General features: G+C 36.4%; 11 protein-coding genes, 1 rRNA gene and 1 pseudogene. 7 read left to right on the top strand and 6 right to left on the bottom strand.

Features of this window, described 5'->3' with window-relative positions; translation table 11 throughout:
• Window positions 1-885: 885 nt before the first annotated feature.
• The 7 genes from ACFILT_RS09815 to ACFILT_RS09785 all read left to right on the top strand — a co-directional run bounded on the left by ACFILT_RS09815 (window position 886) and on the right by ACFILT_RS09785 (window position 6,009).
• Entirely contained in the window at window positions 886-1,152 is a 267-nt protein-coding gene (locus ACFILT_RS09815) for an EexN family lipoprotein (RefSeq protein ID WP_375678462.1), read from the top strand.
• A 3-nt stretch (window positions 1,153-1,155) separates the two neighbouring features.
• The gene (locus ACFILT_RS09810; protein WP_375678461.1) at window positions 1,156-1,368 is read left to right on the top strand and encodes an EexN family lipoprotein; all 213 of its coding nucleotides are present in this window, start codon (window positions 1,156-1,158) and stop codon (window positions 1,366-1,368) included.
• A 46-nt stretch (window positions 1,369-1,414) separates the two neighbouring features.
• Window positions 1,415-1,684 (top strand): EexN family lipoprotein, encoded by a 270-nt coding sequence (locus tag ACFILT_RS09805; RefSeq protein ID WP_375678460.1) that lies wholly within the window; start codon window positions 1,415-1,417, stop codon window positions 1,682-1,684.
• A 3-nt stretch (window positions 1,685-1,687) separates the two neighbouring features.
• Window positions 1,688-1,906 (top strand): EexN family lipoprotein, encoded by a 219-nt coding sequence (locus ACFILT_RS09800; RefSeq protein ID WP_375613558.1) that lies wholly within the window; start codon window positions 1,688-1,690, stop codon window positions 1,904-1,906.
• 758 nt (window positions 1,907-2,664) lie between these two features.
• On the top strand, window positions 2,665-2,814 hold the full coding sequence (locus ACFILT_RS09795) for a hypothetical protein (RefSeq protein ID WP_375678459.1): 150 nt from the start codon (window positions 2,665-2,667) through the stop codon (window positions 2,812-2,814).
• Between the two features lie 2,412 nt (window positions 2,815-5,226).
• Window positions 5,227-5,433, top strand: a complete 207-nt coding sequence (locus tag ACFILT_RS09790; protein ID WP_375678458.1) for a hypothetical protein — start codon at window positions 5,227-5,229, stop codon at window positions 5,431-5,433.
• A 171-nt stretch (window positions 5,434-5,604) separates the two neighbouring features.
• The gene (locus ACFILT_RS09785; protein ID WP_273790974.1) at window positions 5,605-6,009 is read left to right on the top strand and encodes a flagellar protein FlgN; all 405 of its coding nucleotides are present in this window, start codon (window positions 5,605-5,607) and stop codon (window positions 6,007-6,009) included.
• A 404-nt stretch (window positions 6,010-6,413) separates the two neighbouring features.
• Here ACFILT_RS09785 and rrf read toward each other — a convergent pair.
• The 6 genes and pseudogenes from rrf to ACFILT_RS09755 all read right to left on the bottom strand — a co-directional run.
• Window positions 6,414-6,528: ribosomal RNA gene (gene rrf / locus ACFILT_RS09780) — 5S ribosomal RNA — on the bottom strand.
• Window positions 6,529-7,878: 1,350 nt separating this feature from the next.
• Window positions 7,879-11,019: an autotransporter outer membrane beta-barrel domain-containing protein gene (locus ACFILT_RS09775; RefSeq protein ID WP_375678456.1), complete on the bottom strand. Its 3,141-nt coding sequence runs from the start codon at window positions 11,017-11,019 to the stop codon at window positions 7,879-7,881.
• 135 nt (window positions 11,020-11,154) lie between these two features.
• On the bottom strand, window positions 11,155-13,149 hold the full coding sequence (locus ACFILT_RS09770; protein ID WP_375680011.1) for an autotransporter outer membrane beta-barrel domain-containing protein: 1,995 nt from the start codon (window positions 13,147-13,149) through the stop codon (window positions 11,155-11,157).
• Window positions 13,150-13,289: 140 nt separating this feature from the next.
• Window positions 13,290-15,638, bottom strand: a complete 2,349-nt coding sequence (locus ACFILT_RS09765; protein ID WP_375678454.1) for an autotransporter outer membrane beta-barrel domain-containing protein — start codon at window positions 15,636-15,638, stop codon at window positions 13,290-13,292.
• 543 nt (window positions 15,639-16,181) lie between these two features.
• Window positions 16,182-18,704 carry an autotransporter outer membrane beta-barrel domain-containing protein gene (locus ACFILT_RS09760; protein ID WP_375678453.1) on the bottom strand — a complete coding sequence of 841 codons (2,523 nt, stop codon included), beginning with the start codon at window positions 18,702-18,704 and terminating at the stop codon, window positions 16,182-16,184.
• A 1,164-nt stretch (window positions 18,705-19,868) separates the two neighbouring features.
• Window positions 19,869-20,447: pseudogene (locus ACFILT_RS09755) on the bottom strand (autotransporter domain-containing protein); the annotation flags it as partial.

Here is a 20,447-nt window from a genome sequence, read left to right as displayed (position 1 = left end):
TTGATTGTTTTTATACGAAGTTAATAATAAAAGCGCTCTTCCTTTTTCACGATGGTTGCTTCATTCAAGTTGTTTTTCATAAGGTTCTGTATTATCTCATGAAAGAGCTATGAGTTTGCGAAAAATTCTCCGTTTCAAACTTTTCCCTATAAATGTGATAATCATCATACTACTTGTGATCTTATCCGCTAGATGAATAGATAAGTTTCTTCTTCCATAAAAATTATCTTGATAATGATTTAAAACATCAGGTTATTTTTTTGTTTATTTTACTTAATACATGCGTAAATAATGTAATTAAGAGTAGCGTTGATTATTTTTTTCTGTTATGCAGCAATCCGTTTTATTAAATTATATTCATGTTTATAAAGGGGGGACAAAAATAAGTAAAATTTACTGATATTGACGCGCTATAATTTTTCCTAATAAACAAAAGAAGTCATTGAGTATATTATAGAAAATATTTCTTACATTTATATGATTTTATAGTCTTAAATAGTTAATGCCAGTTGTAATGGTACGCAAGGCAATAGGCTTTTTTCTTCAATTGGAATGTATAAGATCGCTTTTTTAGCATTTCTATTGGCTTTTAAAAAGTACAGGGGGACTTAAAGCTTTCTTTCTTTTCCGGTGGTTTAGAAATGATAAGAGCGCAATTAGTTGATTAAAAGCTGTATTCTTTCGTTTGCAGGGAATTTGCAATGGGTATAGGCATGACGAATTTTGGGTAAGATATCGTGCTGCTTCTCGTTACTAAGAGGTTCTTGAAGGAAAAGAAATGATTAAAAAGCTTTTTGAAAATGCACAATGAACCGAATGTACAATTTTAATCGGGTGCTAAATTGTGTCCTAAACTTTGTAAATTTGAAAAAGGGGAATTTATTGATGAATAAAGCCATTATTATAGCATTGCTGGTTTGTACTGGACTTTTCGTTGCTGGTTGCGAAAAAACTTATAGCGTAGCGGAATTTAAGAAAGATCCCAAATTACTCAATCAGTGGTTAGAGAAATGTTTTATTGCAGGAAGTTTTGATTCAAAAAATTGTAAAAACGCAGAACAAGCTGAATTAGAAACTCGTAAAAAATGGGGAATTTTTGGCTCTGGAAAGGACGACCAAGAAAAAACTGAAGATAAAAAGGAAGGGAATTAAATTATGAATAAAGTCATTATTACAGCATTGCTGCTTTGTACTGGACTTGCTGTTACTGGTTGTGAAAAAACTTATAGTGTAAAAGAATTTAAAACAAATGAAAAATTATACGAGGAATGGGCAAAGAAATGTGAGAACGATGGTTCACCGCTCAAATCCTCTCAAAATTGTAAAAACCTTCGACAAGCATATGTAGAACTTTTTTTAAGGCCCTAAATTGTGTCCTAAACTTTGTAAATTTGAAAAAAGGGGAATTTTATTGATGAATAAAGCCATTATTACAGCATTGCTGGTTTGTACTGGATTTGTCGTTTCTGGTTGTGAAAAAACTTATAGCGTAGCGGAATTTAAGAAGGATCCCAAATTACTTGAGCAATGGGCAATGAAATGCATGATATCAGAGGATTTAGATTCTCAAAATTGTAAAAACGCAGATAAAGCGTATCGTGAAGTTCATGCCCGAGATTGGCCTGGTTCAAGCTTTGTACATGATGACGAGAAAAAAACTGAAGATAAAAAGGAAGGGAATTAAATCATGAATAAAGTTATTATTACAGCATTGCTGCTTTGTACTGGACTTGTCGTTGCTGGTTGCGAAAAAAACTACAGCGTAGCGGAATTTAAGAAAGATAAAACATTACTCGAAGAGTGGGCAAAAAAATGTGAAAAGCTGGATCAATCTTCTATGGAGAAATCTAAAAATTGCCAACATGCCAGACAAGCATATATGGAACTTATGTTTGGCATTAATTAAAAACATACAGTTCAATAAATAAGGAATTGTTTAGTTCTTGATTCTATTACGTTTTTTAGGATCTCTCTAACTTTTAGAGAGTCTTTTTATGGCTTCAAGAATTAGTCGTTTACGATCAGTACTCTTTGTGTAAACGGATGCTATACTGTCATTTGTTCAGCCCAAAAGTGCTTTCAATTGTAGATAGTATTGCCTCCCAATGAGTTGTTATGTGTTACTGCTAATTTCGGAAAAATTAGGAGGAAACATTTGTTTGGAAATTACTTTCTCTGTTTTAATAAAGAGAAAAACATTCTGAATAGAATTATTATCGTTTCATACTCAAATGTTTTTCTCAAACTATTTTTAAAAAATTTCTTTTGATTTGAGAATATTATAACATTCGTTAAGTTGTGAGGCCGTTTTGCTAGGACGGTTTTGCCGGATGTGTGAGGAATTGAGTGCTCTCCACATCTTTTCATTTTTCTCCTCTCTTTTCTGAGTTTGCAAGGTTTTTCCTTGTTATTTTTTTATCTTAATTGTGTCGTGATATTATCATATTGAGCGGTGGAGCGCATATAAAACTTTACGTATGAGGTGTTTTTTGTTCTCGAGTGTGTGATGAATGTTTTTCTGAATAACACTTTGATTTATAAAAATAATTTAATTATTTTATACTGAATAAGGATCTCGAATAACGTAAGATTCTCTTATTCCAAATCTGTTCTCGGTTGAATTAATTAAAACCATCTTCTTGCATGGTACAAGCGGGGAGAGCCGTGTGGATAAAAACTGTTGAAGAAAGACGTAAAAATGCCTCTTATGAATTATCTCAAGTGCTAAAGGTTTTGTTGGCAACATTTGGGGCTGGAAAAGTGTGTGATGCTGCTGGTTTATTCTCTCATAAGGGTAAAGATGGTGTTCAATAGATTATCATAAGCTTCATGAAATATTATTCTTTAGAATTGTGATATGCCCTGAAGGGGAAATTTACTCAATAAAGAGACAAATTATTTACAGATCATATCTGATAGAAAATTTCGTTTTTTAAGGTGGGAGTGAAGTTGAGATTCAAGATAGCGTGAAAAGACGGACACTGATGGGTAAAAATGCATACAAAAAGCAGAGTTTATACTCAAATAGTTGCAAGCGATGTTTGAAATTAGGTGTGTGGTTTATCTGTAGAATTAAAATTTTGCTTTGCTCTTATGTGAAATTAAGATGCTCATTTGCACAGATTATAAAAAGCCAAAAGAGTATGCTTAGTATATTTCTATTACGAGAACTAAAATAACAACAAAAGCATTGATGGTGATAATCAAGGTTGAATAAAGCATAGCGGCTTTTACGAGATCAGCCATAAAAACCTCTTTCTGTTCTTTTTGAGGTGATTTTATGAATAACAATATGTTACAATCTGTAATATATGCTGATACAACATATTCGGCAAGCTTAAAATCGTTCCTTTTTTTATAAAAGCTTAAGGAGTTGGAGTATTGTGAATCCTAAAAAAGAAAGCTTTAAAAGGACTATTGATTGATTTTGTAAGTTTTGTGTTGCTGGAAACTTTTTTTATCCTGTTATGCTATAAAGCACTGTCATTTATAACGGTAATATAAGACATATAAGTTTTCTTGGAACGTTTAAGTATTTTTTAGTGTACGATGAATATTCGTAGGTTTATTTGTTGAGCCTTTCGTTTAAGTGAATCAGATGAGGGGAAAGTCAGGAGAAGATCGTTTGACAAAAATTCGAACTGCGTACAGAGCCGATTGAGTTAAGATCTTGGTCCTTTAAGGTGAGCGGCGGAAGACAAAAATGTTTTCTGATCGTTTATCTCATAGAAAGATTGGTTAATGCTGCTCTAATGGGGCATGTTTTGCACAAAAGTAAAGAACGCTCCAAACGAAATATACTTATGTTATATATTTGTATTGCATATTTATGTACTTGTTTTAAAGAAATATCTCTTAACGCACACGAAAGACATTTTACGATGACATTCGTAAATGGTATAGCGGTAAATGTGAATAGTATAACAGTAAAGCTCTCGTGAAATAATATAAACTTTGAATAATATAAAATCTATAAAATGCTATCATCTTTATACTTATGAAAGAGCAAGTCACAATCATCGTACGCTTGCTTCCAATGTTTATTATAGTTCTTGGCATTTGCTAAGGTTCATAAGAAGTCTTTTTCTTTCAGCGTATTTTATCAACACATCAGCGCGTTGTTTGTGATGTGCAAGCAAGTGATTTTAATTTATTCAACATGGAATAGATTTGAAATGTGATGATTATGAAAGAGAAGAGCTGCATTTAAAAGGTTGAAAACGAGAGAAAGATCGTAAACAAAAATTGTACCTTGATTATAAAATGATTGTTTCTCTGTTTTTATACCAGTAGCGCATGTAAAGTCGCGATATTAAGAGCAAACTGTGTTATGGAATGAAATAATCTGTAAGAAGATGCTGTGAAAATTCTGAAAATATCAATGGGGGGAGCGTTAAGCATTATGCATTGGATAATATTTTGATTTATAGATGATAATCTATCGTTATTCAACTTGAATTAGATCCCTTAATACTGGAAATTTTTTCATTCCAAATCTGTTTCGTGGTGAATTAACCAAAACAATGTCTTTTGCAGTTACAAGCAGGGAGCTCTCATGCGCAGAGAAATTGTACAAGAAAGGCCATGCTTTATGAACCGTCTCAAGTGCCAAGGGTATCAGAACATAAGGGGTTAGAAAAATATGTGATGGTGCTGGCTTGCTTCTTTTATTAAGCGTAAAGTGCTCAATGGATTTTATACATGTCATGGAAGATTTATCATTATACCATTGATGGGCCGCGGTGCGAAATAGGCTTGGGTGCACTTAAGAGAAATTTCTTTAAAACAAGCGCGTGAATATGCGATTGAAGACGTATCGAACTGATTGGCTAAGAAACTCTTGAAAAGGTTCAAAAAATCTTATATAGTCGTTTATTGCAAAGAAAAGCGAATGATAATTTAAAAAAGGAAGATTGATGGCTGTTTAGCTATTTGAAGTTGTCTTTTTTTATATTGCTGTATGGCTGATCTGTTCAAAAGAACATTCTTTTTGTGTTTTATGCGAAATACTGCATGTGTGCAGAAAGAGCATGGGAGAGGGGGTGTCCTTTTGAATGGGTGCAAACTGATCTTGTCTGGCGCCATCTTATGGGGCGCTGGAAGGTATACAAGTTTAAGTGCAGAGAGAGCCATAAGGTTATGGAGGGTAAGGTGCTTCTATCAGTAAAATGCTGAAATTTTTAATGGGCTTACGTCTTTATATGCTGCAAGATAGGCTGCGTTTTTTTGTCGGCAGATATTTTTGTGGCTGAAGTTCTCGTGAAAGCATTGTTATTTTCTGTTGAAGATGAGCTCGTGATAAAATCGGCAAGGCGAAATAGACAGAGCAAATATGGAAGTTTCGATATTGCTGGAAGGTTTAAGTCTATAGCGTTTTTATGGACTAGTATAGCCGCAATGATGGTTTTGGAGCAAAGCAAGAAAAATATTTGAGAGAACGCGTTGAAAGTTGAAGTGGTATACGCTTTGAAGGATTGTCGTGCTGTTGTTTGAGCAATGTTTGCACCACGAGCTTGGTTGAGTGTATCAGCATTGAAGAGAACCTGTTTAATCTCCCTCATTTAGAAAGTAAGATTGAACAATAGTGTTGAAGGGGAAGTAAAAATGTCTGTAGTGCAATATGGTGATGATAGTTTTGCGGCAAAAGCAAAAGTTCTTGATAACAACCTTATTGATCGTGATTGGGCGATGACAAAATTTGTTGCTGCTGTTAAAGGATTAGCTCAAGTTGTTGATTATGAAAGCAATATGCTAGAGAGTAGTGGTGTTCCAGATTACGAAGAAATAAATTTGCGTAAAATACGTGGTTTGCGTGATCTTAATAAATCCATGAGTGATGTGAAGCGCTATATGAATCAAGATATTGAGCATGAGGTTGAAAGTTTGTTGTCTGATTTACAAGAAAAATTACAGCGTAATAGTGAATTACTTCAAACACATTTAAATGCAGTTAATGATCTTTCTAGAGCTATACAGCTATCTGGACGTGCAAAAGAAATAGAGGAATAAATTCAAATCTGATTAATACGGGCTGTTCTAAGTAATGACAATGATTAGGTAGGGCAGTTGATTTAGATAAATAGTGCGTTTAGTGAGTAGACTTGTTTTAAGTGCATTTGGATATTTAAATTATTATCCTGATGTACTGTAAAATGCTGTTCTTAAAACAATGTCTTTTAAGGTGTCGTGATGTGAACCGCATGCTGTGGGAAGCTGGCTGGAAGAGGACTAAGAGAAGGCGGATTATTTACAGAGCATTGTTTGCAGACTGAGTTAATAGGGAGCTTCATTTTTTAGTTTAGGGAAGGCGATTAAGAGGATATTTAGACCAGCCTGTGATGCCTTAAAAACAGCTTCCTTGGGGTGTGGTAATGTAAGGTTTATACATTGAGTCTTTTGCTTGCATTTAGCAGATCTGGCGGCGACTTACTCTTCCTTGCCTTAAGGCAAAGTACTATCAGCGCTGGAGTGTTTCACGGCCGAGTTCGGGATGGGATCTAGTGCGTTCACTCCGCCATAACCACCAAGTCAGCAAAAAGCATGAATGATGAAGAGTATGTGATGAATATTGCCTATAAGCTTCATGGAATATTGTCCTTTAAAGTGTGGTGATATGACGCGGTTCGTTGTTTAAATCTATATGCTTGAGATAAAAATTAAAGCGGTTTATTATTTCCTTCTGCTGTTTTTAGTTTTTGTATGTCAGATTGGAGAGAGCATCCAGATCTGAGTGGATATAGTGCGTATATCTTTGTTGGCGTAATATTTGAAATGGGGAGGCAATCTCATTGGGAAAGAATAAAGAGGTAGAAATCAGCTTCCCTCTGTTCCGCCGTTCTTTAATTTAGCTTTATGTCTTTCAAAAGTATCTAAAGCACTATCTGTTAAATAATGAAGATTCCGCATTGTTTCACGCTTTTTTATTGTGTTTTTTACTGCGGGCATGTCCTTCATGCACGACAAAATACTCAAAATAGAATGGATTTGTTATTCCTAATTCACGGCCTTGTTTTAAAGAGATATCTAAACTCTCAAGTCTATTTCGTGATGGTGTTTGTGGGGCGGCGCAACGACATCTTTGATACAACGGTGCTTGTGAATGGTATAATAAGAAAGTTCCCATGGAAATAATATAAAATCTATAGGGCGCGACCATCTTTATGCTTAATAAAAGAGCAAGTTGATATTGTTATATTTTTCAACACTGTCATATTCTTTGTTTGATCCCAATGTTGCTACAGCCCTTGTCACTTGAGATAGTTCATTAGAGGCATTTTTAATCCTTTCTTAATAGTTTTTATCCCTATGGCTCTTCCCCCTTGTCACTTGTAAGAGATATGGTTTTTGTTGATTCAACATGGAACAGGTCTAAAATGAAAGAATCTGACGATATTCTGGATTCTCATTTAACATGGAAAACAATTAATTGTCTTTATAAATCAATATCTTGTCTTATAATGGAGCTGCTGTAGAATTGAGATTTTAGAGGAAAAACTTGCCTTTAAGAATTTATACCAGATACTAGTCTTTATAGTAGGTATATTAAATGTACATCATCTAAAATAAATGGAGCGTCCACAGCGAAGAAGGGGCTGACTTTTTTTAAATCGGCATGAATGCTTATTCTGTTGTGCTGTAAAAACATCATCGCTTGAGGTGTGGTGATAATATAAGACATAAAATTTTATGCATGGGGTATTTTGATGAGAGAATGTTATGGTATTTAGCTTTTTATTCAATATGCAAAAGAAATATTATAAGTCAAAATCTTCTTTGATGTGATAATGATTTTTGAGAATTAAAAAAAATATATAAATTTAAATAAAAAAGCAGCACTTTGTGCTGCCTTTTTTATTTAAGTTAAAATTAACTTCTGCTTTAGAAACGATAACGTATTCCGCCAGACAAATTGGTGCCAGATACACCGGCTTTTTGCAGTTTTTGCCGATAGCTGATATCGGCGTTTAGTACGATATTTTGAGAAAGATATGCATTCACCCCCATGCCTCCCTCAACTGAAGAGCCGGTAGGATCAACATGAAAGGTATCAGCAATTTTTATTGTTTTACCATCGCCAAAAGTTCTGATAACATTCATTTTACCATAGAAGGAAACAGCCTTGTTTTCTTCAACAGCCATTATCGTTTTTGTTAAACGTCCACCAAAACGGATCAACCATTGATGTGGATTGCCCATGTCTACTTTTAAGCCATTGGTATCTGAGAAAATATCAAACATGAGATTTTGATAAATGAATTGAGCTTGTGGTTCAAAGACAAGCCCTTTTGTATCGGTTGCTAATTTCTGACCAATGGTTGCAGATATATTAAGCATCTCGGTACCATCCAATTTTGCGGCATTCCCAACAAGAGCTGTGGTAATATTTCCTTTTAAGGTTCCGTAAGAAAGAAGAGCGTTGACATATATACCGTTGCTATGCTGGATGCCGCTATAAGCGGTAAGTGACCATTTATCAAGCGTTGTCTTTTCAGAATCTTGCATCTCTTTTGGCGTAAAGGCAAGCTTTCCGTACGTTCCTAAAAGACCAAAATGTGCGCTTATGTCTTTGCTTTCTAAGGCGGCTAATATGCCCCCTAATTGTAAGGCAGTATAGTTTACATCAGCACCATAACCATAGTGCAGTGGATCGCGGTTGGAAGATAGGGTGACCTTCTCGCCGTAGGAAGAGAAAAAGATACCATTCTTTTTATTGTCTTTTGCCCCAAATACTGTTGTTTGCATATTGTCTAACAACGTGTTTTGATTGTTTACATCAGTAAATCCAGCAGAAAATAAAGTATTAGATATGGTTAAATAGTTTGCTACCTGTGGTAAAAGGGCTCGAACTTTTTTGTCTTTATCAATGTAGGCATTCTGTAAGCGGAAATCCCAGAAATCACTATTCTTCTTGCCAAAAAGATTTTGGCTCTCATGAGATGTTCCAGGCTTATAGCCTGTGAGTACATATTTATAAGGTTGTTTCCCTATTGTCATATAGTTTCCTGCTAACGTGAAGGAATTTTCGTTTGCTTGTCCGGAAACTTGAATGATTGAAATCCCATGTGTCCCTAAAGGAAGAGAAGCCATCTTCTCTGCCCAAACAGCAGAGCTATCGGTTTGGAGATTGATGTGAACAACAGTACTTCCTGAGACATCACCATTAATCACAATGCGATCAGTTTGTTGTTCTGTGATAGGAGAATGTTTATCCCATTGAGTGTTTACATAAATCTCTGCAAGACCCGCTGTACTATAAACTGCTGCTGTGTGAGTTGTTTCGTCTTCTTGCGAAAGGTTAGATCCTATAAACAGAGTTTGATAATGTCCCTCAATGGGCTTGTCAAACATAATGGCACTGTTTGTAAGATGCAATTCAGAAAGATTAGAGTATGATTTTTCATCAACACCAAACTGTCTATAGTCATTTAAAATATTATCATTATTTGTGGCATTTTTATTCGCCTTTACAAGCCATTTCGTCCTCTCTTTTAGATCAAAAACTGTTCTATTATCTTTAGAAGTTCTTACCCGACCTTCTAAAGAAGAGTGGTCTGCAACTAATGTAATGGTGTTTGTGGAGGCACTTTCGTTCTTGATATTTTTTAATAAAATATCGGCATGAACTTCTGAATTTTTAAGGTTGACTTCCCCGTTTACGCCTGTTCCATAAAGGTTGATACCGCTACCATGTTCAACGAAAAGCTTTGTATTCTCTAGGGTTACTTTATCAGCAATATTGGCTACATCTTGTTCTTGAACGGCATTGGTGTTCCTTTCAGCATTGCGTGTATATCGTTTTCTAGGGGCATTATACGGATTGTTGCGGAAAATAATACCGTCTGCTTCATAATTTCCCGTGACATGGACGCTTGAATCCTTAAGTTTGATTGTGCCCTCCATGTTTACCAAACCAGCTGTTTCTGCTGTTACAGTAATGCCTGTAGCATCAATTTCTCCACCATCTGATACACTTAGTGCAACAAAACGCGCATCAACTGTTCCCCCTATCATGTTAACTTTTGAATTATTTCCCTCTGCATGTACAGCAAAACCATTGTCTTGAATTTTTTTGTTATGTAGCGTTATGATCTTACCGTTTTTAGCTTCAACTCCAGCGCTTATATCCTCAATTTGTGTAGACTTTTCAGGTTGTTTTATTGGTGATATTGGTTTTTCAATCTCTGATTTTTCAGATATTTTTTGTGCAGATGAAGATTGCACTGGCGCTGGTTTTGCAGATTTTGGTGGTACCAGTAATGTTGTTTTTTCAGTTTCTACTCTTAAAGATATTGGCTGTGCGAGTTCTGGTTCATTAGATGTTGGTATTTGCTCTGTTGTTGGTTTTGTAGGTTCCGTTCTTGTAGGTTCAGACTTTGTAAGTGCTGGTTGTAAATTCGGTGAAGGTTGTGTAGGTTCTGGCTGTGAAGACACAGCAGAATTTGATAGTGTTTTTTCGCTGGAAGAGTCTGCAGAAGAGGAGGGCGTCCCTGAACGTCTTCTAGATTTTGCTTCCATTCCTGTTGTTGAAGATTGTATAATAGGAGTGTTTTGTGTTGTAGGGTTAGATTGTACACCTTCTGTAACTTTAGTCTTTGGTGTTTGTGTACTTCCTTGACTAAGATCAGAGTTTTGTTTTGAAGAAGAAATTATATTTCCAGCTGAATTTCCTTCAAGTTGTGTTTTGGGAGTTAGAGTGCTTGTAGAAGTAGGCGTTGTAAGTTTACTTCCTGTAGAAATAGGGCTTGCGCTCGTTCTTGTGGAGCTAGGTGCTGTAGGGGGAAGGAGGCCATTAGGGGTTGAAGATGGATATGATGGCATAACTTGCCCGATTCCATCATATAGATCTTTATACGGATCAAAAACTCCGGATAGATTTATTTGTGACTTGACACGAGCAGGTTGTAGAGAAGAAGAATCTATCGTTGTTGATGGATTTGTACTATGAATAGCATAAGACATACTGGTGGAAGAACAAAACAGAACTCCAGAAACTGTGTATAGTAAGAAGCTTTTTTTCATATGGATGTATTCCTAAAATATTCCTCCCCTCTCTCATAAAAAATAAAACTTTGGCCTCATTATGTCTCTTTTGTAAGAGACAAAACGAAACATAATGAGAGCGCGTTATATTTCAAGATAGGAATACAAGTATTTTTAAAAGTGATAGCGCATTCCAGCGGCAATATTTATTGCAGAGATGCCAGCTTTTTTGAATTTATGTTGATAGCTGATATCACTATGAAGCTCTATATTTTGTGATAAGTGCGCCTGAATACCAAAACCACCTTCAATTAAAGATTCCATAGCAGCAAGCGAAAAGTTTTCACTAAAAGTTTTGATCATGTTCAGTTTTCCGTAGAAGGAAAGGGCATGGCCTTTGTTTTGTGTCAAACGTCCACCAATACGGAGCAACCATTGATGAGGTTTGCTTATGTCTATTTTAGAGTTATCGCCATCTGATTTAGAGTTATCGTCATCTGATAAAGAACTCTTCTCTGATAAAGAACCAAGCATGAGACGTTGATAAACAAGTTGTGCTTGCGGTTCTAGGATTACACCTTCCAAACTGGTTGACAGTTTTTGACCAACAGTTGCAGCGGCTCCTAATGTTTTACTATTCTTCACTTTTGAGGTATGTTTGATGAGAGCTGTAGCGTGATTTTCTTTGAAAATTCCATAAGAGAGAAATGCACTTGCATAGATGCCACTGTCATGCTGAATATTTCCATATGCGGTGAGTGACCATTTATCAAACATATTTTTTTGAAAGCTCTCCTTGTTTTTAGGAGTAAAAGACAATTTCCCATATGTTCCGAAAAGACCAAAGTTGCTGCTGATATTTTGATCTTTTAGCGCTATTAGTGTTGCTCCTGCTTGCAATGCAGCATAGCGAATATCTGCTTGGATACCATCTTGTTTTGCTTGAACCTTAGAAGAAAAGGTGCTTTTATTGCCATAAGAGGATAAGAAAACGCCTCTCTCTGGATGATCTTTGGGTTCAAACATTGTTATTTGCATATTGTCTAACAAGATATTTTGATTGTTGACATCACTAAACCCAACAGCAAACATCGCAATAGGCATGGTTAAAGAACTTTCTCCTTGTGGTGTAAGAGTTGTGCTTTTTTCTGTTCCACCAAGAGAAGTAGAAGCTGCGGTTGCTTTATCATCATCTGTAAGTTTAGAGGAGCTCTCTGTCGCAGCGGTAGCGGTATTCTCAACCTTTGGGAGCAATTTCATATGCGCTTTTTCTGATGTATTAAGAGTCGTTTTTGATTCCGAGGAAGTGGTGTTTGTTTGGGGATCAATATCAGATTGCGAATTTTCATTTATTTTAGGCTGTGTAATTCCATGACCTGTTCTTATGGATGAAGTGTCCGTTGGAGGAGGGGATGTTTTTTCTTTTCTCTCCACGTTGGTTATTCCATCCGCGTTCAAAGTCTCTAATACTGCTTTGCGTAAAGTATTGGAAAGTTCCTTGTTTTGTCCTTGTAAGGCAGTATCCACTTGTGCCGCCTTATGTAATATTTCTGCTGTATTTTGCAGTTTGTGCCAATCACGATTGTCTTGGCTTACCCATTGTTGGTGTGCAGCATTAACACGCTGTTGGTTATCAGCTTCAAGGATTGCTGCCGCCTTTACGGCATCGGAAACTGCTTTGTCGTAGCCACGTAATAAATTTTCTCTTGTTTTTAATCGATTCTGACGTAATTGTTCAAGTTTTGCTCTGGCTTGCATTATGCGGTCCGCATCACGATTAAATTGCTCTGACATAGCACGAGCGTATATAGAATCTCTTCCTTTCTGCATTTCCTCTCTATGATCAGGAGTTGCATAACGACCGATCCCTGAGAAATATCTGTTAATTTGAGTTCCTGAATCATCTAATGCTTCTTGAAGTACTTGATTGAAGTGCGAATTATCCTCCATCATGGCGCCAGAGGCTATCTTCTCAAGATTCTTTTCTGCTTGTGTTGGTGTGTTTATTAAATCAATGGCATGGAGATATTGTTCAGGTAATTTCATAATCCCTTCAATGGCATGGCGTTCCTGGGGGCTTAGAGCAGAGGCGGTGCTGGTAGATGTGAAATTAAAAGAAGAAAAAAATAAAGCACAAGCGGCTGTACATAACAAAAGATTCTTATGCATAGAGATGTTCCTTAAGATATTTTCTTTGTTTTGCTAAAAATGAACTACTTTTTGACACATTACGGTTTTTTGTAATGTAGTTAAGCAGCACTGTTTTCATCTCAGCGCTGCTTATGCGTCAAAATAGAGAGCTAAGATTTCTAAAAGCGATAACGCATTCCTCCGGAAAAATTAATTCCAGAGAACCCAGCTTTTTGAAGTTTATGTTGGTAATTAACGTCAGTATGAAGTGCGATATTTTTAGAAAGCTGCGCGTTAATGCCAAGTCCACCTTCAAGGGAAGAGCCCATAGAATCGAGATGGAAAGATTCCATAACATCGATAGTGCGCTCCTCACCAAAAGCTTTGATGACATTCAATTTACCATAAAAAGAAAGAAAACGATCTTTTTCAATAGGAAGTATTGTTTTTGTTAAACGCCCTCCAATACGGACCAACCATTGATGAGGGGGCTTTATATTAACTTGGAAGCCATCAATATCTGAAAGAGTGCCAAAGGCAATATGTTGATAAATAAGTTGTACTTGTGGTTCAAAGGACAGCCCTTCAACACCAGTTGCTAATTTTTGTCCAACGGTAGCTGATATATTTAATGTATCCGTATTGTTTAATTCTGTGGTGTTGCCGATAAGGGCTGTTGTAATATGTCCGTTTAAAATGCCGTAAGAGAACAGTGCATTAATATAGAGACCATTGTCATGGTGGAGATTTCCATATGCCGTAAAGGACCATTTATCCAGTATGCTTTTGTCAGAACCTTCCATGTCCTTTGGCGTAAAAGCGAGCTTTCCATATGTGCCTAAAAGACCAAGATTCGCGGTTATATTTTGATTTTCTAACGTTGTTAATGTCATGCCTGCTTGTATAGCAGCATAGTGAACATTAGCACCATAACCATATTCCAATGGACTACGGCTGGAAGATAACGTCATCTTGTTGCCATAAGTCGATAAAAATATCCCTTTTTGTTTATGACCTTCTAATCCAAAAACTGTTGAGTGCATATTATCTAACAGTGTATTTTGATTGTTTATATCAGCCAAGCCAGAGGAGAATATTGCATTATGCATAACCAAATAGCTTGCCATTTGAGGAACAAGAGCTTTGATTTTTCCTTCATCATCAAGAGTCGCATTTTGTAGACGGAAATCCCAAAACTCTTCACTTTCTTGCAAGAGACTTTGCTGTTTGTCAGCTCTCCCACGGCTGGATGTTGGTCCATAGCCATTTAATACATATTTATAGGGCAATCCACCCATTGTAGTGTAGCCATTTGCCAGCGTGAAGGCGGCTTCCTCTGCTTTTCCAGACACCTGAACAAGTGAGAGACCACGCGCATTCAAAGGAATTGAAACTTCATCATCATCGAATGGTTCTGCACGCTTTGAAAGATTGTTGAAATAGATCGTTGTGGTGCCTGAGACATTACCATGAACGAGAACACGGTCAGTTTTTTGTTGTTCTTTTATAAGACCATTACTCCATTCGGTATTAAAGTAAATCCTTGCGTTGCCCAATGCATTGTAAACCGTTGTTGCATCGGAGCTTCTGTTTTGCTCTGCTTTCGCAGCTTCAGCTGTTGGCTGTTTTCCCACATGCAAGGTTTGATACTGATTGTCTGCTAGTTTATGCGGCGCATTAAATATAATAGAGCTATTATTAAGGTTCAATACTGAGACAATAGACTGTGCACGTTGTTTAATATCAGTGAGCAAGTATCCTTTAGAGCTGTCAAATTCTTTGTCTACTTCAAATTGACTAATCTTTAGGGACCACTTGCTGTTATTGTTGAGAGTAAAAATCGTTGTATTTTGAGGTAAAGTCTTTGCTCGTCCTTCTATAATCGAATTGTCAGCGCTTAATATAAAAGTGCGAGGATCGATATCTTTTGAGTTTTCTGGGATTTTATTTTTTAATAATATATCAGAACGAATTTCTGAACTTTTAAGTTCTACCGCAGCAACAGATTTTGCATAATCTGGTCCTAGAATACCAATACCATTTTCAACAAGAAGTTTTGTGTTGGTAAGAATTGCTTTATTGATAACTTTTTCGCCCTCTTTTACTTGGGAACTTGGGATGTAATCAAAAAGGATACCACGACTTTTGTGATGTCCGGAAACATTTATGATTGAATCTTCAATATGGATGATGCCGTTTGAAATTTCTAAACCACGGGAATTTGATTTTCCTACAGTTTTTTTAGCATGAATACGTCCACCTGTTGTTGCGGTAAATAAATTTGAGTCTGAACGCATTGTTGAATTTGTAATGGTGATAAAGGCTTTGTCATCAGCAACCACTGTTGTATATGCGCTGCGGATAAAAACGTTATTAAAGGTTTTTTCTTCTCCTGCTTTATCCGCACGAGCCATAACCATTGTAGGAGCTGATGTATTTGCATAAGTTGAACCGAAATGAGAAAAAATCAAAGTTCCAGCAATTGTACATAACAAAAAATTTTTCTTATAAATATATTTCTTACACATAGATATGCCTTTAGTATTTGGTATGCTTTGATGCTTACTTCATTCCCCTGATGGCGCAAGTACCCAGACAGTTTCTATATCATTATGTTTTTATTGTAAACAACAAAACGAAACATTGCGTCGTGTTCTTTATCGTTTAAAAAATGATTTTAGAAGAGCTTTTAAAATAGAGATTGCAGTTAGAAACTATGAATTGCAGAAAAGCTAGATTGATCAGTATTCCGTTTAAAAGTGTTAAGAAACAAAATATTTTGCAAGGATGTTTGTTGCTTAAGGCTGTTGTTATGGAAACTTTACAAAATTTTTGGAGAAGCTGTTGTTGTGTGCTTACAAAAAGCTTTTAATTGATTTTCTTACACAGATAAGTATTCATTTAGAGATAACAGATTTTATTACATTTGGTTTGAGTGAGATTAATTGGCTCAAGAAAGGTGGTAGAAAGAATAGTTGTTAACGGTTCTTTCCGATAGATTGTAAAAAGGCAGTACATTTGCACTGCCTTTTATTAAAATGAATAGAATATAAATTGTTTTTTGCGTTTTCTTAAAACTGATAGCGTATTCCGCCTGAAAAGCTTGCTCCGGATATACCAGTTTTTTGAAGCTTATATTGATAGTTAACATCAGCATGAAGGGCGATATTTTGTGATAATTGTGCATTTACACCAAATCCACCTTCAAGGGCAGCTCCTATAGAATCAAGGTGGAATGGTTCACCAATCTGTATCGTACCATTGTTAGAAAAAGCTTTAACAATATTCAATTTACCATAGAAAGAAAGAATACCGCCGTTTTCAATAGAAAGCTTCGTTTGCGTTAAGCGTCCACCAACACGCACTAAGTATTGATAAGGATTTCCCATATCCACATCAAAGCCATCGACATCTGAGAGTGTGCCAAGCATGAGGCGTTGATAAACAAGTTGTGCTTGTGGTTCAAAGACCAATCCTTTCCTACTGGTTTCGAACTTTTGTCCAATGGTTGCTGATGCACTGAATGTATCAGCATTTTTCAATTCTGCAGTCTTTCCTATGAGAGCTGTGGTGATATCTCCCTTGAGCATTCCATAGGAGAAGAGTGCATGGATGTATATCCCATTATTATGGCGCAGCCCACTATATGCAGCAATTGACCATTTATTGAGTGTACTCTTGTCAGCACCTTCCATGTCTTTAGGGGTGAAAGCTAATTTCCCATATGTCCCCAAAAGACCGAAATTGGCGGTCATGTTTTGATCTTCTAGAGCTGCTAATGTAATGCCTGCCTGTAAAGCTGCATAGTGAATATCGGCACCATAGCCATATTGTAATGGCGTACGGTGAGAGGATAATGTCATCTTATTTCCATAAGTTGAGAAGAAGACTCCTTTGTTTTTATGATCTTTTGTCTCAAAGGTGTTTTCCTGCATCGAGTTGAGTAAAGTGTTTTGATTGTTTATATCAGCCAGTCCAGCTGAGAATAGTGCGTTAGGCATGGACAAATAGCTTGCCACTTGAGGAACGAGAGCTCTGATCTTTCCTTCATTATCGAGAGTCGCATTTTGCAAGCGAAAATCCCAGAAATTTTGATTTTTTTCCAAAATGTTTTGTGCGTTGTTTGCTTGTCCAAGGGATGATGAACCGGTATTTTGCGCTTCTTTCTCTTTTGGTGAAACGCCTTCAATCATTTTTCCTGATGCTGATATCGTGTAGATTGTGTAGTCTTTGAGGGTGTTTTCTTTTGATTCTTGTGATATTCCGCTAAAATGACTTTGTGTGCTATCGGCTGTCCCATGGCTGGATGTTGGACCATAGGCTTTGAGTATATATTTATAGGGCACCCTCCCCATTGTGGTGTAGCCGTGTGCAAGTTTGAAGGAATCTTCATTTGCATTTCCAGAAACTTGAATGAGTGAAAGACCACGCATATTCGAAGACACAGAATCTTCAGCTTTTAATATCTCACCTTTCGCAAGGTTCTTGATATGGACTGTTGTGCTGCCTGATACATCACCATGAATAAGGAGGCGGTCAGTTTTTTGCTGTTCTTTTACTAGACCATCACTCCATTCAATATTAAAATAAATTTTTGCATCGCCTGTGGCATTGTAAACTGTATTATAAGTGCTTTCTATATCGGGGATTGTACTTCCCTCAGGTCTACGAACCTCAGCTGTTCGCCCTACATACAAGGTATGATAATGATCTTTTTCCCGCCCTTGTGATGTCTTAAATATGATAGAACTATTATTAAGATTCAGTACGGAAACGGTAGAAAGGGCTCGTTGTTTCATATCACTGAGCTCATAGTTAAACACATTAAAGTCAGTATCGACTTCCTCTTGAGAGGTCTTTAAGTACCATTTGCTCTTGTTATTCAGAGTCAAAACCGTTGTATTGACTTTTAAAGTTCTTGCTCGTCCCTCTATTGTTGAATTATCAGCGGTTAATGCTAAAGTTACAGGAAGAGTATCGTTGTCATAATATTTACGTTTCGTTTTATTTCTCAATAATACGTCAGATCGAATTTCTGAGTCTTTAAGTTGAACTTCAGCAACGGCTCTTGAGCAGTAGGGACCAAGAATACCGGTACCGTTTTTCACAAGAAGTTTTGTATTGCTAAGAACAACCTTATTGACAACTTTTTCTCCACTTTTCAGTGAAGAATCTTTTGTTTCATAAAAAACGATACCACCGGCACCTCCTCGTTGGACGGTTATGGTTGAATCTTCAACGTTGATTATACCATTCTTTGTTTCTAAACCTTTGTACACTGTATTTGCTTTAATTTCTTTAGCATGAATGCGTCCACCTGCTGATACAGAAAGTGCAGACATTTCCGTGTGTATTGTTGATTTTACAATTGTGATAGCTGCTTTATCATGCGCTAATATTCCAGGTCCTTTATCGCGGACAAGAACATTATTTAAAGTCTTTTCTTCTCCCTTATTTAATTCAATCTTCCCCAAAATTCCAGGAGTTTCAGGAGCTGATGTATTTGCATAAGTTGAACCGAAATGAGAAAAAATCAAAGTTCCAGCAATTGTACATAACAAAAAATTTTTCTTATAAATATATTTCTTACACATAGATATGCCTTTAGTATTTGGTATGCTTTGATGCTTACTTCACTCCCCTGATGGCGCAAGTACCCAGACAGTTTCTATATCATTATGTTTTTATTGTAAATAACAAAACGAATTATATCGATGGTGTTCTCTATGATTTGAAGTTTTGCTTCAGAAAAACTTTTTTCATGATCATAAAAAGTCGAGAAAAGTGGATTTCATAAAACCTAGCTTGGTTAAGCTTATGCTAAAAGCACTATGAAGTATGATATTTAAAAATTGTCTATTAAAGATAATCGCTATAAAAAGCTCTATAGCGTTGAGATGTATTATTTGATGCACTCACCAAAACGATCAGCAAATTTTTTCTGCTATAAGAAGAAGAGATGAGGGGGCTATTCACAGGCTTTCTTTAAAGAGGCTAAGGGTACCAAAGTCCATTTTTCTAAGGAAGCACAGCCCATTTCGCGATGGTGTTCATGAATGCTATAACGCTAAAGCCATAGAGTCCCATCATTTTTATGCTTACGAAGGAGCAAGCCCGTCACACATTTTGCTAGCTCCCAATGTTTGTGACAAGCCCTTGGCACTTGAGGCAGTTCATGAGAGGAATTCTCAGGCTTTTCTTATATAACTTTTCTCCACACGCCAGCCCTGCTTGTAACGTGCAAGAAAATTTTTAATTGATTCAACATAAAACAAGTTTGAAATGAGAGAATCCTACGATATTAGGGACTCTCATTCAACATGGAAAACAAAGAATTATCTTTATAAATCAATATACTGTATGGAATTAGAGGGATAAGCATTGTCAAAATGGTTTGCCTAAAAACGGTACATGGACATATAAATGAATCCTTACAGGGTAGTGTTAAGCTAATGGATTGAAGAAACAGGAGGATAAACATAGAAAAAGTATGAAGAGAGAGTTTCTTTTATCATTATCTTTTCCAATGTAGTCTTCTTTATATTGTCTAAAAATACACTTTGCTTAGCTTTATAGACAAATTCGATAATGAATATGCCGCGCGACTCGTGTAAATAGGATGGAAGGAGATTATTGAGGAGAAAGAAAAAAGTTTTAGGGGATAAGAATAGTAGCTTACATAGATTAAAAAAGGCAGTATACTATACTGCCTTTTTTATTAAATTGAATAGAATGAATAGGCTATTTACAGCCTTGATTTAAAACTGATAGCGTATACCACCTGAAAAGCTTGCACCACTTATACCAGTTTTCTGAAGCTTTTGTTGATAGCTTACATCACCATGAAGCNGGACGGTTGCTTTCAGTGGAAATAGTTTTTGTCAAACGTCCACCAACACGGATCAACCATTGAGAAGGATTTTTCATATCAACGGTAAAATTATCAGCATCTTCAATGGTATTAAACATCAAATGTTGATAGGCAATTTGTGCTTGTGGCTCAAATGTTAAACTCTCCATTCCGGTTGCAAACTCTTTGCCAACAGTGGTGGAGATACTAAACATTTTGGCATTTTGCAATTTTGCGGTTTTGCCAATGATAGCATTGCCGATATCTCCTTTTAGAATTCCATAGGATAACAGTGTATCCATATAGAAACCATTGTCATGCTGCACGCTGCCATAAGCTGTTAGTGACCATTTATCCAATGTGTTCTTACCGGCATCTGCTATGTCCTTTGGTGTGAACGACAGCTGCCCATAGGTGCCTACAAGACCGAAATGTGTTGTGGTATTTTGTCCTTCTAATGCCGCGAATGTGACTCCGGCTTGTAGAG

The organism is Bartonella sp. AP7XZML, from assembly GCF_042195745.1.
In the GTDB taxonomy this organism is placed as follows: domain Bacteria; phylum Pseudomonadota; class Alphaproteobacteria; order Rhizobiales; family Rhizobiaceae; genus Bartonella.
This window is presented reverse-complemented; position numbering and strand designations above follow the sequence as displayed.